Here is a 15287-nt window from a genome sequence, read left to right on the forward strand (position 1 = left end):
AACAAATGCTTGAGAAAATCAGAGAGGGCTCACAGGGTCCTGTAGCCAAAATAATTTTAGGCGCGGTGATTTTATCTTTTGCCTTAGCAGGGATCGGTAGTTACTTAGGTCAAACCCCAGAACAACCCGTTGCTGAAGTAAATGGAATTAAAATTAGCCAAACCGAATTTAATCGTGCTTATCAAAACGAACGTAGCCGTTTAGAGCAACAATTTGGCGAATACTTTGCACAAATCAGTGCAGATCCAAATTACATGGCGCAAATTCGTCAAGGTGTAATTGACCGCTTAGTACAACAAGAATTGCAATCACAATTAGCGGCAGATTTAGGCCTTCGCGTAAGCGACGACAGCGTACGTAAAACAATTTTAGAACTACCGTACTTTCAAATTGGTGAAAAATTTAATAACGACCGTTACCTACAAGTAATTCGTCAAATGAACTTTCAACCAGATGCTTTTCGTGAGTACTTACGTAAAGACATGACACGCAGCCAATTAGTGTCTGCGGTTGCTGGTACTGAGTTTGCACTTGAAAACGAGCTTAAACGCGCTGCAGCCCTGCAGCAGCAAACGCGTAGCATAGACTACCTTGTGTTAAGCAAAGAAGCGTTACAAGCAAACGTAGACGTATCTGAGCAAGAAATTGCTGATTACTACGAGCTAAACGCATCACAATTTTTATCGCCAGAGCGTGTATCGGTTGATTACATTGAGCTTAAAGCACAAGATATCACCGTAGAGTCGGTAACAGAAGACGACGTAAAAGCGTATTATGAGCAAAATAAAGCACAATACATCGAGCCTGAAAAACGCCGTGTATCGCACATTTTAATTGATAACAGCGAAGATGATGATGCCGCGCTTGAAAAAGCCAACGCATTACATGAGCAGTTAGAGCAAGGTGCTGATTTTGCACAGCTTGCAGAGTCATCATCTGATGATGTTGTGAGTGGCGAAATGGGCGGCGACCTAGAGTGGATTGAGCGCGATGTAATGGACCCTGCTTTTGAAGATGCTGCATTTGCGCTTCAAAGCAAAGGTGATATTTCAGAAGTTGTAGCATCAGAGTTTGGTTATCACATCATTAAACTTACTGACTTACAGCCAGAGCAAGTAAAAGCGTATGACGACGTAAAAGCCGACTTACGTGCAGAGCTTGAGCAAACTGAAAAAGTAGATGCGTTTTACGAAAAGCAAACAGAAATGGGTGCCTTAGCATTTGAGATTTCTGACCGTTTAGACGATGCAGCAGAAGTGGCAGACGTTGAAGTTAAAACCACGCCACTTGTTGCACGTAATGCATTGCCAGAGCCACTTAATACACCTGCGGTAATTTCTCAGTTGTTCTCAGTAGAATTACTTGAAGATAAAGTAAACTCAGAAGTGATTGAGCTAGGTGATGAGCACGTTATTGTAGTACGTGTAAATAAATACGAGCCATCTGCAACTAAACCGCTTGCGCAAGTGAGTGAGCAAATCAAAACACGTTTAGTTAATGAAAAAGCATCAACACTTGCTAAAGAAAAAGCACGTGAGTTATTTGCACAAGTCCAAGCAGGTAAAACGCTAAGCGATGTGGCCAGTGAGCAAAACCTAACGGTACGTGAAGAAGCGAGCTTAACGCGTCAAAGCTACACGGTTTCGCCTGCTATTGTAACGCAAGCGTTTAAAATGCCTCGTCCTAATGATGCACCAAGCACAGACGTGGTTGATTTAAACAACGGCGATGCGGCAATTGTTGCACTTAAATCGGTAAGCGATGCGCAAGTAACCGCAAATATCGACCCGCAAGTACAGCAAAACATTACTATGGCGCAAGCTAACAAAAACTACTTAGCGTTTATTGAGTCTTTAAAGGCAAAGGCTGAGCTAAACCTACCCGTGGTAGAGCAAGCAGCAGAATAATCGCGACACATTAAAAAAGGCGCGTTACTTTATAAGTAACGCGCCTTTTTTATAACTTCAATGTGCTTAGTAAAATGATTAGGCAGTATTGCTTATAAATATAAGCTTAGAATTAACAGCATATTAGGCGCTGTGTTATTTTTGATTGCGGATTTTGAAACACCTCTTCGGTACGCCCATATTCTACTACCTCACCTTTTTCAAGCACCACTAGCTGATCGCTGATATGGCGCACTAAACTTAAATGGTGCGTAATGAGTACATAAGTTAGACCGGTTTCTTTTTGCAGCTTAAGTAATAAGTTAACTGTTTGCGCACGAACGGAGGGATCTAAAGCCGACAGCGCTTCATCAAGCACCACCACTTTAGGGTCTAAAATGAGCGCCCGCGCCAACGCTACACGCTGCAATTGGCCTACACTAAACATGTGAGGGTAATAATGTTGATGATCGATTAGCAGCCCCACTTTAGAAAGCGTGGCATCTATTTTTTCTTGGCGAGCCAGTTGGTCTGTATCGGTATTATACTGCAAGCAATCATCTAGCATATCACCTATGGTGAGGCCCGGATTGAGCGAGGCAGCGGAGTCTTGGAATATCATGCGGATATGTCGACATTGATCATCGCGCACGCCGTCATCTTCAATAATGTTACTTTCTAATAAAATTTGCCCACTGTCGGCGCTATCGGCCCCTGCGAGTAATTTAGCGAGTGTACTTTTACCCGCACCGGTTTCACCGATAACTGCGATTGTTTCGCCTTTGCCCACACAAAAAGAGATATTTTTTAGTACCTCAAATTTTTTGCGGCTAAATAAACCGGCACGTATGTTAAAGGTTTTACAAAGCGCTTGGACTTTTAATACCGGTTGCATTACTTCATCTCCTTAATAAGCGGAAAATGACACGCATAGCTATGCCCATGGTGCTTAGTAAGTGCAGGGGTAATTACACATTCTTTTTGTGCTTGAGGGCAGCGTGGGCCTAATCGGCAACCTATAGGTAAATGTTGCAAAGTAGGGATAGTGCCTTTAAGTGCATAAAAGGGTTCTTTGTGTGCTAAGCCTTGCTCATAATTGGGTAAGCTTTTTAATAACGCTTGCGTGTAAGGGTGGCGAGGCTGGCGAAAAATACGTTGCGTTGGGCCGGCTTCAACCATTTGCCCACAATATAAAACATGAATACCGTGCGACCAGTCGGCTATTTCTTCAAGCTCATGAGAAATCATCAAAATAGACATGTTTTTTAATTGATTTAAGCTTTTTAGCAACCTAAATACCTGTGCACGGGTGGTGCTTTCAAGCGCTGTAGTCGGCTCATCAGCAATTAGTAGCTTAGGAGTGCGCGCTATGGCCATGGCAATCATGACCTTTTGGCACACGCCTTCTGAGAGCTCGTGCGGGTAACTATCAAGCACAGCGTCGTGGTTTTTAATACCCACTTTATGAATAAGTGCTTTCACGCGGTCTTTACGTTCTCTATTGCGCTTTAAAAAAAAGCCTTTAGTGGATGTTTCAGGCAGTGTTTCGGCTATTTGGTCAAATATTTTAGCGGTTGGGTCAAGGCAGCGGCTAGGGTCTTGGTAAATCATCGCAATGTCTTGGCTGACTGTTTTTCTGCGTTGCTCTGGGGTTAAGCGCATTAAATCAACACCGCGCCAATGCATTCTATCGGCTGTTATATGCCAGCGTTCGTTAAGTACCCCAACAATGGCTTTGGCTATTAAGCTTTTACCAGAGCCCGACTCACCCACCAAGCCATGTACTTCACCTTCTTTTAGGCTAAAGCTGACTCTGTCTACAGCGCGAATTACTGTTTCTGAGGTACGCAGCTCTATGGTTAAATTTCTAACGTCGAGTAATTGCATTTAATCAGCCTTACGTGCTTTAAGCACTTTTCGTAGGCCATCACCTACTAAATTGGTAGACAAAACCGCTAAAAATAATAATACACCCGGTAGCGCAACGGTCCAAGGTGCTAAATATATAAGGCCTAAATTCTCTGCCAGTATGGCGCCCCATTCGGTAGTTGGGGGCTGTGCACCAAGTTTTAAAAAGCCTAAGGCGGCAATATCTAAAATAGCAGTAGAAAGCGCGGTGGTAAAAATAACCACAATGTGTTCATAAATATTAGGAAAAATACCCCGCGACAAAATATGCCAGTTAGAGGCACCATCAAGCCTAAAAGCGGTAATGTAGTCTTTGCTTAGCTCATCAACAATTAAATTACGAATAGAGTGAATAAATTGCGGTAATAACGCCAGTATAATGGCCCACACTGTATTCATTAAGCCCGGCCCAAGCACTGCAATAATAATAATCGCCAATAGCAAAGACGGAATAGAGAGCGTGATATCAAGCAAGTGATTTAAAAAGCTTGAGCGAAGGCCGCGGCTAATGCCGGCAAAAGTGCCAACAAGCACACCAATAATGGTGGTAATAAATGCAGCCACCACCGATAAGCCAAACGTGTAGGTTGCGCCATTCATCAAGCGCGAGAGTACATCGCGTCCTAAATCATCGGTGCCTAAAATAAAGCGCACATCACCCATTTCTCGCCATGATGGCGGTATAAGTAAAGCATCGCTATGTTGCTGGTTAACTCCATACGGCGCTAAAAAGGGCGCACTGGCGGCCAATAGCGCAAACGCCATAAAAATCCATAATCCCACCAAGGCGGGGTGATTGTTTTTAAATTTGCGCCAAAAACGCGCCAGCGGCGATTTATTCGACTCTTCAGAAAATAATTTAAACTTTACCATGTGCCTGATTCCGCGAAATTGGGTCGAACAGAGTATATGTAAGCTCGGCAACAATAGTGGCAATAATAACAAACATAGACACCGCCATTAAACCGCCTTGGATAGCAGGGTAGTCTCGTTGGTAAATACTATCGATTAGCCAACGGCCAATACCAGGCCAAGAAAAAATAACTTCGGTTATCATGGCAAGCGTAATAAGCGTACTAAATTGCAGTCCTATTTGTTTTATTACCGGCAATAGCGCATTGCGCAGCGCATGATGCATGATTAATTGGCGGCGATTAAGGCCTTTTGCCCTGGCTGTTTTTATAAAGCTTTGATCCATTACTTTAAGCATTGAGTCGCGGGTAAAGCGCACTAAAACAGTGGTAGGAAACATGGCCAGTACTATGGTTGGCAGTGTTAAGTGATGCAGTGCATCTATAAATGCTTCACCTTTGTAGGGGAAGCCTGCGAGCATAATATCGATCAATATAAACCCGGTATTAGGCGGTATTTCAAATAGTAACCCCATTCTACCCGACATAGGAAACCAGCCCAGTTTGAGCGAAAAAATCATAATAAGTAACAGCGCTAACCAAAAAACCGGAATAGAGTAACCAATCATGGTGGTAGAGCTAATTAATTTATCTGGCCAACGGCGTGTGTACGCTGAGGCCAAAATGCCCGCTGGTACACCTACCACAACCGATACAATAAGCGCATAAACACACAGCTCTAAAGTTGCTGGAATTAAATCTAAAATGTGCTGAAAAACGTTATCTCCCGAGGCAAACGACACGCCCCAGTCACCTTGAAATATACGCCCTAAAAACGCTAAATACTGCATAACGTAGTTGCTGTCATACATGTATTTATCTTCAAGCTCACTGTGCTGAGAAAAATTACCGCTAGGAATACCACTTAGGTTGCTAAGCGGATCCCCTGGGAACAAGTAGCTAAGCGAAAAGGTAAATATGCTTAGCATTAAAATCATGAATAAAAATAAGCCAAGGCGGCGTAATATATAATCAAGTATCATTATTTTTTCCTCGCATTTGCGAGTGAAATAGCCCCAAATGGGCCAAGGGTTATCCCTTCTACATCGGCACTATTTGCTTGAAAACGCATACCATGAGCAATAGGCACTAACGGGAGCTGATCAACAATCAGCGCTTGAACCTGATCGTAATACTGTTTGCGTAAACTTAAATCGGTGGTGTCGAGCGCTTGGGTAAGCAGTAAGTCAAACTGTGGGTTACACCAATTGGCTGGGTTTTTACCGCTAAAAGTGGCAGTGCAGCTTAGCAATGGGCTAAAAAAGTTATCTGGATCGGGGGTATCGGCAGCCCAGCCGAGTAATACGCTATCGTGGCGGTGCTCACCTATACGCTGAATAAAAGTATTCCACTCGTACTCAACAATACTCACGTTAACACCTATTTTTCGTAAATCGCTTTGCATCAGCTCAGCCATTTTACGGGCATTAGGATTGTATATTCGACTCACCGGCATTGCCCAAATGGTCATATCAAAGCCATTCGGTAACCCCGCTTCTATAAGTAGTTTTTTAGCCAGCTCTGGGTCAAACATAGGCAAGTTTTCTTGTGGTTCAAAGCCCCACGAAGTCGGCGGTAAAATAGATTGCGCGCGTATGCCATTACCGTAATAAACGGCTTGCATTATTTTGTCTATATCAATTGCATGCGCAAGGGCTCTGCGCACTCTAATGTCATCAAAAGGGGCGCGCTCAGTATTAAAGGCCCAATAACCAATATTTAAATTGGTTTCTTTTTCAACGTTTATATCGTCTCGTTGCGCTAAAATACTCAGTTGTGCGCTACTTGGGTGGGCGGTTACATCGCACTCTTTAGTGAGCATTTTTGCTATGCGCGTAGTGCCGTTTGTCGTAATGTCGTAAACCAGCTGTTCAAGGGCAACATCGTGCTTCCAATAAAGGGGGTTGCGGTAAAAGCGCACTAAGTGATCGCGTCGGTACTCTTTATAAATGTAGGGGCCTGTGCCAATAGGGTACTGATCGAATAAATTAGTTTGATCTCGCGCTTTTAATTGCATTGCGTATTCTTGCGACAGCACCACGGCAAAGTCGGTGGCCATGTTCGTTAAAAAACTGCTTTCTGGGTGAAATAGCTCAAAGCGCACTTGATAGTCAGACACGCGCACAATTTTACGAATAAGCTGATCGAGCCCCACACTTTGAAAATACGGATAGTTTGCATCGCCTACAAAATGGTACGGGTTGTACACGTCAAATAATCGGCTAAAGGTAAAAATAACATCATCAGCGTTAAAATCGCGAGTAGGGGTAAAGTACGAGGTAGAATGAAATTTTACGCCTTTACGCAGCGTAAAGGTGACCGACTTTCCATCGTTGCTAATTTTCCAATCGGTTGCCAGCTCACTTTTAAAATCTGCAGTAACAGGGTCAATACTAATTAAACGGTCAAATAACTGATTAGCAATAATATCAATAGTTGAGCCAGTGGTTGTTACTTGCGGATTAAACGACACAGGGTTCGCTTCGGCGCAATAAACGAGGCCTTGGTTTTTCTCTTCTATTATTTCTTCTTTACTATCAAAGCAGCCTGTTAAGGTGCTGGCTAGTAAAACAAGTAGTATTTTATGCACTCGCATAACCTCTAACTATTTATCTTCTAATAAATTGTATTTTTTAAGATAACCACGTAATTGATGATACGTTAAACCGAGTACTTCTGCAGTTTTCTTTTGATTAAATTGACTATGCTCAAGGGCTTTATTAATCATATTTATTTCAAATTCGTTAGAGCGCTCTTTTAAGCTACACGGAAATTCAATTGGGGCGCTAAGCTCGTTACTAAGCTCGCTAATAGGTGTGGCTAGTGTTGTAGGCTCCGCTGGGGCAAGCGGTGTTGCAATAGGAGCTTTAATGCGTGCTTTGGGTCTAAAACGGCTTTCAAATGGGTCTAAAATAATCTGGTGAACGGGAATATGTTCATTACCATGACGATACAAACTTCGCTCAACTACATTTTTAAGCTCGCGTATATTACCCGGCCAATCGTAATTTAGCAGGGTTTCGGTGGCGCTGCGGGTAAAGCCACTAAATAACTCCCACTCTAAATCGCGTGCCATATTCATGGCAAATTGCTCAGCGAGTAGCATAATATCGTCTTGACGTTCGCGCAGTGGTGGCAGGGTAATTACATCAAAGGCTAAGCGGTCAAGTAAGTCACTTCTAAATTCGCCCTGTTCAGCAAGGTGGGGTAAATCTTCGTTGGTGGCACACACTAAACGAGTATCTACCTTTACGGTGTGTTTACCACCGACCCGCTCAAATTCACCATATTCTATAACGCGCAGAAGCTTTTCTTGTACCATGGCCGACGTATTAGCCAGTTCATCTAAAAATAAGGTACCGCTGTTAGCGCGCTCAAAGCGACCTTCATGACGTTTACTTGCCCCGGTAAAAGCACCGCTTTCATGACCAAATAATTCGCTTTCGAGGAGGTTTTCGTTAAGGGCTGCACAGTTAAGCTTTACGTAGTTTTGATCCCAGCGCTTTGATAAAAAGTGTAAACGGGCGGCTATAAGCTCTTTACCGGTTCCTCGCTCGCCAATAATAAGCACTGGCTTATCTAAATTAGCTAACTGCGATACCTGATCAAGTACAGCTAAAAAGCTATCAGATTGGCCGAGTAAATTATCCTGTTGGCGATATTGGCTCATTTTTCCTAACTCTTGGTCATTTTTGCTAACAGTTAGTGTATTTCATAATCAAGGATAACTAAAGGAATTTGTATATTTAGTTTAACTTAATGAAAATAAAGTGTATTTTAGATTTTAAAAAGTTGGCAAGCATATTGATACTAGTTATAGCAGACCAACTAAGTTTATATTACAGAGGTAAATGTTATGGGAATTTTTTCGCGTTTTGCAGACATTGTTAATTCTAATATCAATGCCATTTTAGATAAAGCAGAAGACCCAGAAAAAATGGTTCGTCTTATTATCCAAGAGATGGAAGACACATTGGTAGAGGTGCGCTCTACGTCAGCGAAAACACTGGCTGAGAAAAAAGAATTAGTACGTCGTGTAGACACACTAAAAGCACAAGTAAGCGATTGGCAAGACAAAGCAGAGCTTGCATTAAGTAAAGACCGCGACGATTTAGCGCGCTCAGCGTTACTTGAAAAGCAAAAGTCGGCAGAAGCAGTTGCAGCAGTAGAGTCTGAGCTTGAGCATGTAGAGTCTCATATTGAGAAACTTCAGCAAGAAGTCACCACTCTACAAGAGAAGCTAGCCGATGCTAAAGCACGTCAAAAGGCAATTATTTTACGTCAACGTTCGGCTGAGTCGCGCCTTGAAGTGAAAAAAGCCCTTGATAGCTCTAAAGTAGAAGATGCACTTAATCGCTTTGAGCGCTACGAAACTAAAATTGATGGACTAGAATCTCAAATAGAGTCTTACGATTTAGGTAAAAAGTCGCTTGCAGATGAAATTGCCGACCTACAAAAAAATGAAAAGATAGATGATGAGCTTGCCGAACTTAAAAAGAAGCTAGCTGATAAATAACTTATAAAGGGGTACTTAAAGTGCCCCACTGCTTAAAACATCGATTACGGATTGTCAGGAGAGGATTATGTTTGATCCAGAGATACTAATTGCACCATTTATCTTGTTCATGATTTTTGTTGCGCCACTGTGGTTAATTTTGCACTACCGTAGCAAAAAGCAAGTGAGCCAAGGGTTAAGTGAGCATGAACATCGCCAGTTATTGGAACTTGCCCACAAGGCCGAAAAAATGGCTGATAGAGTAGAAACCCTTGAAGCATTACTCGATCAAGAGTCACCACAATGGAGACGCAAAGTATGAGTGCCAAACGCGAATTATTAAGAGACCCACAGCGCGGTAAAATTGCCGGTGTATGTGCGGGATTAAGTGACTACTTTAATATGGAGTTATGGTTAGTTCGCATTATTTTTGTTAGTGCGGTACTGCTAACGGGTGGCCCATTATTTGTGGTAGCGTATATTGCAGCGTGGTTTATTTTAGATAAAAAAGACCCCACAACTATACATACTAGTAGCTCAACTAAAACTGACGATCCGCTAGAAGTTAAATTTAAAGTATGGCAAAAAGGCGAGCCACCGCGCCGCGCATTGCAAGACTTAAAAGAGCGTTTAACGCGAATAGACACGCGTCTTCAAGATATGGAGCGCCATGTTACTTCAAGCGAGTTTACGGTTAGCCGTGAAATCAACAAACTTTAAAGGATTTAATAGCACTTTGTTCGGTGATTAACAGCATCAATGAAGTGCTAGCCCATTATGAGTAGCACTTCATTTGCCAAAAAAACCTTTAAAAGTATTAAAGGTTCAGCCCAAAAAGCCCTTCATCGCAGTTTAGATCAACACGTAAAATTGGCCGTAACCGGCCTAAGTGGCAGTGGTAAAACCGCGTTTATTACCGCACTTGTTAAGCACCTTACAACACAAAGCGATGATAAAAACTTACCGTTTTTTGATGTAATGCGAGAGCACCGCCATATAGCCACTAAAGTGGTGCCGCAAGAGGCGTTAAAAGTTCCTACGTTTGACTATCCGCGCGCGCTTAATGCCTTGCTCCCAACTGATGGGATGCCTACATGGCCTGCATCAACTGAGCGTATTAATACCCTGCGTTTAGCAATTAAATACCAAAGCGCATCTGGGTTGCGTGGGCATTTTTCGCCGCAATCTACGCTGTATTTAGACATTATCGACTACCCTGGTGAGTGGCTACTTGATTTACCTATGCTTGAGCAAAGCTATAGTCAATGGTGCGAGCAACAATACCCGCTGTTACTACAGCACCCACGTGTGAATACCTCTACTGAATTTTTAAACGCGCTTGAACAGCTTGATTTAAATGCGCCTGTAGATGAAGGCTTGCTTGCACACATTGCAGCGCTTTATCAAAGTATGCTGGTAGGGCTTAAAAAAGATACTAAGCTTGCCATGTTACAACCTGGGCGCATGCTAATGCCTGGCGACTTACAAGGTGCGCCGCTTTTATTGTTTTTTCCGGTAAATGCGCAGCATATTAAAAGTGATGAGGTAGTGCCTGGCTCTAACTTAGCGCATTTAATTAAGCGCTTTAACGCCTATGTAAAAGAGGTGGTTAAGCCATTTTATAATGAGCACTTTAAACACTTTGACCGCCAAATTGTGTTGGTAGACGTACTCAGCGCTTTAAATGAAGGCCATGAAACACTCCAAGAGCAAAGTAGTGTAATAAACCAATTACTCGCACATTTTAATTATGGCGAGTCGGGCTTTTTTAAGCGTTTATTTAAACCCAACATAGATAAAATACTATTTGCTGCAAATAAGTCAGATCACATAAGTGCAAAGCATCATAAAGATTTAGCACTACTACTTGACTCGCTAGTGCATGAGCAAAGTAATCACTTAAAGTTTGATGGCGTACAAATAGAAACCATGGCAATGTCGTCAATTGCAGCAACGCAGCCGCGCCAAGTGGCCGATAAAGGCCAAACGCTTGATTGTATTTATGGTAAACCATTAAACGAGCAAGATTGGCTTACTTATTTACCCCCACAGCCACCAAAGCGCATGCTGAATAAAAATGAGTGGCCAGCGCAGGGTTTTGAGTTTTTATCGTTTGCGCCTATGCCAAACCCCGATAAGCAACTTAAGCATATTCGCCTTGATCATGTGATGCAGTACTTGTTAGGAGACAAATTATCATGAACGACACACAGCAAACTTTTCAAGCAGGTAGGCGAATTGATAGCCAAGCTGATGAGCAGGTTGAGGCGACGCTTGCTCCTGCAAAAATAATTACCCAGGGTCAAAGTGAATACATTGAAGAGCCTGAAGATGAACTTCTTGATGATGAAATAGACCTAGAGCCGGTATATAAAAAGTCTAAATGGCAAACGCTTAAAGGGGTGTTTGCTGTAAGCTTTTTAGTGTTAGTGCTTTTAGAATTTGCGTATTCGTTAGTGTTTGCGTTTGAGCAGTCGGTCATTTTAGGCGGCGTGTATTTAACGGCGGTGGTCAGTGGTGTGTTGCTAATTGGGCGCATGCTATGGCGCGAATACAGAATGCTGCGCAGTTTAAAGCGTAATCAATTACACCGCCAAGAAGCCGACAGACTCTTAAATAGTGAGCAAGTAGGTGGCGCATTACCCTGGCTTGAAAAACTAAATAAGCACCAACAACTAGACAACTTCGAAGCATTTAAAAATCAAGTGGCTACCCATCATAGCGATAAGGAAATAATGACCCTTTACGCAAATAGCTTGCTTATAACGCAAGACACGCAAGCTAAAAAGCTTATAAACCGCTTTGCGACAGAGTCAGCGTTGCTTGTTGCCTTAAGCCCCCTTGCGCTGGTGGACATGATGGCGGTGCTTTGGCGCGGTACTAAGTTAATAGAGCAAATTGGTAAAATTTATGGCATTGGTTTTGGTTACGCAAGCCGCATTAAGCTCTACCGTATGCTTATAAAACAAGTGATGTTTGTAGGCAGTGCTGAGCTTGTATCTGATTTAGCAGCCACAGCACTCAGCGCTGAGCTTTTAGGTAAGCTCTCGGGACGTGCAGCGCAAGGTGTAAGCGCTGGTATTTTTACAGCACGTATTGGTTACAAAGCAATGGAGCTTAGCCGCCCATTACCACGGCTTGAAAATAAACGCAGCTTGTTAAAAGGCACAGTGCAAAGTATTGCCAGCAAAATCATGAGCCGTAAAAAGGCCGAGCCAACGTCCTAAAGTAGTAGTGGCAATATTTGTGTACAAAACCGCGCTGAGCGGTTTTTGCACAAATAGCCATCTGAGCATCCGGCATGCTTGTGATTTAAACTGCGGTGCGTTTTATTTATGTAATTGACACACATAATAAAAACGAGAGCACACAATGAGCAAGCAGCATATTAATACCCAATGTATTCATGGCCCGCAAAAAGCAAACGATCCGCATGGCGCACTCACGTCGCCTTTGTATCAAACCTCTACCTTTCATTTTGAAAATGCAGCACAAGGTGCCGCGCGTTTTGCAGGCGAAGAGCCCGGTTATATTTACACCCGCCTGGGTAACCCAACCACCACCGAACTTGAGCAAAAAGTAGCACAGTTAGAGGGCTGCGAAGCTGCTGCTGCTACCGCCACAGGTATGGGCGCTGTATCGGCGTCGGTATTAAGCTTTTTATCGCAGGGCGATCATTTAATTGCATCAAGTGCATTGTATGGATGTACTTTTGCGTTTTTTGCTCACATGTTACCGCGCTGGGGAATTGAAGTTACTTTTGTTGATATGACCAACGAGGGCGAGCTTCGCGCTGCTATAAAACCTAATTCAAAAATGATATTTGTAGAAACGCCAATCAACCCCACAATGGCAGTCATTGATTTAGCCTTAATTGGCGCGCTCGCTAAGCAACATAATTTAATTAGTGTGGTCGACAACACCTTTTTAACGCCACTGCTGCAATCACCTAAGCAGTACGGCATAGATATTATTGTGCACAGTGCCACTAAGTACTTAAACGGCCATGGCGATGTAGTAGCTGGGCTTGTGTGTGGAACGCATGAGCACATTACCTTAATAAAAATGACGGTACTTAAAGATATTGGTGCCACCATAAGCCCGCACGACGCATGGCTTATTAATCGCGGATTAAAAACTTTAGCTATACGCATGGAGCGCCATTGCCAAAGCGCGCAAACGGTTGCCGAATATTTAGAGGCGCACCCACAGGTTAATATTGTTTATTACCCTGGGCTTAAATCGCACCCTGGCAACAAATATATAGGCAAGCAAATGAAAGCCGCAGGCGGCGTTATTGCATTTGAAATTAAAGGCAGCCTTGCTCAAGGAGCGCAGTTTATAGATAGCATGAAGCTTTGCACACTTGCTGTAAGTTTAGGTGATGCCGAAACGCTTATTCAGCACCCCGCATCAATGACGCATTCCCCTTACACACCCGAGGAGCGAGCAGCCGCAGGCATAAGTGATGGCTTAATAAGACTCTCTGTAGGGCTTGAAGATGTTAACGATATTATTGACGACTTAAACCAAGCTTTTACATTAATTTGTTAGGTGTATTTATTTGTGTACAGTTTAATTTGCCCTTAACGCCTTTAATTTAGTGTTTGTATAATATTAATGCCGGTGGTGTAATTTTAACTATACACTTTAGGGGATCGTGCTAAATGTAGATATCCGCCTAACTATTAAACTTTTCTTCACTTTTGCATAGTATGGCTGCATTAGATATTCACTAATCTTGAGTATCACACTGACACACATTTAGGGCTTAACCCCAAGAAGGTTATTATGGCTAAAGCAAGTAAATACACCTCTAAAACACCTGATGAAAACGGTGTTATTCATTGGAGCGAAGAAGAAAACAAAATTTGGTCTGAGCTTGTTACGCGCCAACTTGCGTGCATAGAAGGCAAAGCTTGTGATGAGTACATGGATGGGCTTAAAAAAATAAACCTACCACACGATCGTATCCCGCAATTAAGCGAGCTTAACGAAGTGCTTCTTGCCACCACCGGTTGGCAAGTAGCGCCTGTACCTGCGCTTATCGATTTTGATGAATTTTTTAGGTTATTGGCAAACAAACAATTTCCGGTAGCGACGTTTATTCGTAGCCGAGAAGAGTTTGACTACCTGCAAGAGCCTGATATTTTCCATGAAATATTTGGCCACTGCGCTATGCTAACAAACCCTGACTTTGCCGAATTCACACACAAATACGGCCAATTAGGGTATGCAGCGCAGAAAAAAGATCGTGTATACCTTGCACGTATGTATTGGTTTACGGTTGAGTTTGGTTTAATGCAAACCGAAAACGGCCTGCGTATATATGGCGGTGGTATATTATCAAGCCCAGGTGAAACCCAGTACGTGTATTCAGATACACCAGAGATAACGCCTATGAGCGTAATTGATGTGCTGCGTACCCCGTACCGCATTGATATTATGCAACCACAGTACTACACCATAAATTCGATTCATGATCTGTTTGATATATCGCAAATGGATATTATGACTTTGGTTGAGCAAGCTAAAGCGCTTGGTTTGCACGACCCAAAATTTCCACCTAAAGAAAAATTAGCCGGTTAACTTTAATTTAAAAAGAAACGCTAAAGTAAGGATTTAAAATGTCTTCATTAAGTGAACAAAAATGCGAAGCCTGTCACGTAGATGCGCCAAAGGTATCTGAGGAAGAGCTTGCCCAACTTATTACAAAAATTCCAGACTGGGTACCAGAGGTACGCGACGGCATTATGCAACTTGAGCGTGTTTATAAGTTTAAAAACTTTAAGCAAGCTATGGCGTTTACCAATAAAGTAGGTGATATGGCAGAAGATGAAGGCCACCACCCTGGTTTATTAACCGAGTGGGGCAAAGTAACCGTAACGTGGTGGAGCCATTCAATTAAAGGCCTACACAAAAACGATTTTATTTGCGCAGCTAAAACAGACGACGTATTTAACGCGCTGTAATTAAAAAATTAATTGAGCAGATTAAAAAGGCACTTTTAAGTGCCTTTTTTATTGCATCAAATGTCTTGTCCTGAAATGTGTTTACACATTTAGGACTTATTTTATGAAAACAACT

At 42.7% G+C, this 15287-nt stretch carries 15 protein-coding genes; 9 read left to right on the plus strand and 6 right to left on the minus strand.

Annotated features, from left to right (window positions below; genetic code table 11):
• The first annotated feature begins 5 nt into the window (after positions 1-5).
• Positions 6-1907, plus strand: coding sequence for a SurA N-terminal domain-containing protein (locus AN395_RS11270; protein ID WP_054983058.1), 1902 nt, complete (start codon positions 6-8; stop codon positions 1905-1907).
• 112 nt (positions 1908-2019) lie between these two features.
• On the opposite strand, the gene AN395_RS11275 is transcribed toward AN395_RS11270, so the two are convergent.
• From AN395_RS11275 to pspF, 6 genes are read right to left on the minus strand one after another with little or no spacing between them, the layout of a single operon-like run.
• Positions 2020-2781: an ATP-binding cassette domain-containing protein gene (locus AN395_RS11275; RefSeq protein WP_054983059.1), complete on the minus strand. Its 762-nt coding sequence runs from the start codon at positions 2779-2781 to the stop codon at positions 2020-2022.
• Positions 2781-3773 carry an oligopeptide/dipeptide ABC transporter ATP-binding protein gene (locus tag AN395_RS11280; RefSeq protein ID WP_004586901.1) on the minus strand — a complete coding sequence of 331 codons (993 nt, stop codon included), beginning with the start codon at positions 3771-3773 and terminating at the stop codon, positions 2781-2783. The genes AN395_RS11275 and AN395_RS11280 overlap by 1 nt, the downstream gene beginning before the upstream one ends.
• Positions 3774-4667: an ABC transporter permease subunit gene (locus AN395_RS11285; RefSeq protein WP_024033801.1), complete on the minus strand. Its 894-nt coding sequence runs from the start codon at positions 4665-4667 to the stop codon at positions 3774-3776. It lies immediately after the preceding gene.
• Positions 4654-5688 (minus strand): ABC transporter permease subunit, encoded by a 1035-nt coding sequence (locus AN395_RS11290; protein ID WP_004586903.1) that lies wholly within the window; start codon positions 5686-5688, stop codon positions 4654-4656. Before AN395_RS11290 ends, AN395_RS11285 begins: the two co-directional genes overlap by 14 nt.
• On the minus strand, positions 5688-7295 hold the full coding sequence (locus tag AN395_RS11295) for an ABC transporter substrate-binding protein (RefSeq protein ID WP_054983060.1): 1608 nt from the start codon (positions 7293-7295) through the stop codon (positions 5688-5690). The genes AN395_RS11290 and AN395_RS11295 overlap by 1 nt, the downstream gene beginning before the upstream one ends.
• A 15-nt stretch (positions 7296-7310) precedes the next feature.
• Positions 7311-8375: a phage shock protein operon transcriptional activator gene (gene pspF / locus AN395_RS11300; protein WP_054983061.1), complete on the minus strand. Its 1065-nt coding sequence runs from the start codon at positions 8373-8375 to the stop codon at positions 7311-7313.
• A gap of 186 nt (positions 8376-8561) precedes the next feature.
• On the opposite strand from pspF, the gene pspA reads away from it, so the two are divergent.
• The 8 genes from pspA (at position 8562) to AN395_RS11340 (ending at position 15172) form a co-directional block, all read left to right on the plus strand.
• On the plus strand, positions 8562-9221 hold the full coding sequence (pspA, locus tag AN395_RS11305) for a phage shock protein PspA (RefSeq protein ID WP_004586906.1): 660 nt from the start codon (positions 8562-8564) through the stop codon (positions 9219-9221).
• Positions 9222-9288: 67 nt separating this feature from the next.
• A complete protein-coding gene (gene pspB, locus AN395_RS11310; RefSeq protein ID WP_004586907.1) occupies positions 9289-9522 on the plus strand; it encodes an envelope stress response membrane protein PspB in 234 nt (77 codons plus the stop codon).
• Positions 9519-9920: an envelope stress response membrane protein PspC gene (gene pspC, locus AN395_RS11315; protein WP_004586908.1), complete on the plus strand. Its 402-nt coding sequence runs from the start codon at positions 9519-9521 to the stop codon at positions 9918-9920. The genes pspB and pspC overlap by 4 nt, the downstream gene beginning before the upstream one ends.
• A 57-nt stretch (positions 9921-9977) precedes the next feature.
• Complete coding sequence (locus AN395_RS11320; RefSeq protein WP_004586909.1) at positions 9978-11402, plus strand: YcjX family protein; 1425 nt, start codon at positions 9978-9980, stop codon at positions 11400-11402.
• A complete protein-coding gene (locus AN395_RS11325) occupies positions 11399-12427 on the plus strand; it encodes a TIGR01620 family protein (RefSeq protein ID WP_054983062.1) in 1029 nt (342 codons plus the stop codon). The genes AN395_RS11320 and AN395_RS11325 overlap by 4 nt, the downstream gene beginning before the upstream one ends.
• Positions 12428-12572: 145 nt before the next feature.
• Positions 12573-13754: a methionine gamma-lyase gene (gene megL, locus AN395_RS11330; RefSeq protein WP_054983063.1), complete on the plus strand. Its 1182-nt coding sequence runs from the start codon at positions 12573-12575 to the stop codon at positions 13752-13754.
• Positions 13755-13991: 237 nt separating this feature from the next.
• On the plus strand, positions 13992-14789 hold the full coding sequence (gene phhA, locus AN395_RS11335) for a phenylalanine 4-monooxygenase (RefSeq protein WP_029774298.1): 798 nt from the start codon (positions 13992-13994) through the stop codon (positions 14787-14789).
• 38 nt (positions 14790-14827) lie between these two features.
• On the plus strand, positions 14828-15172 hold the full coding sequence (locus AN395_RS11340; RefSeq protein ID WP_004586913.1) for a 4a-hydroxytetrahydrobiopterin dehydratase: 345 nt from the start codon (positions 14828-14830) through the stop codon (positions 15170-15172).
• Positions 15173-15287: the final 115 nt, after the last annotated feature.

Origin of the sequence: Pseudoalteromonas sp. P1-30, assembly GCF_001400005.1 — a bacterium.
Taxonomy (GTDB): domain Bacteria; phylum Pseudomonadota; class Gammaproteobacteria; order Enterobacterales; family Alteromonadaceae; genus Pseudoalteromonas; species Pseudoalteromonas atlantica.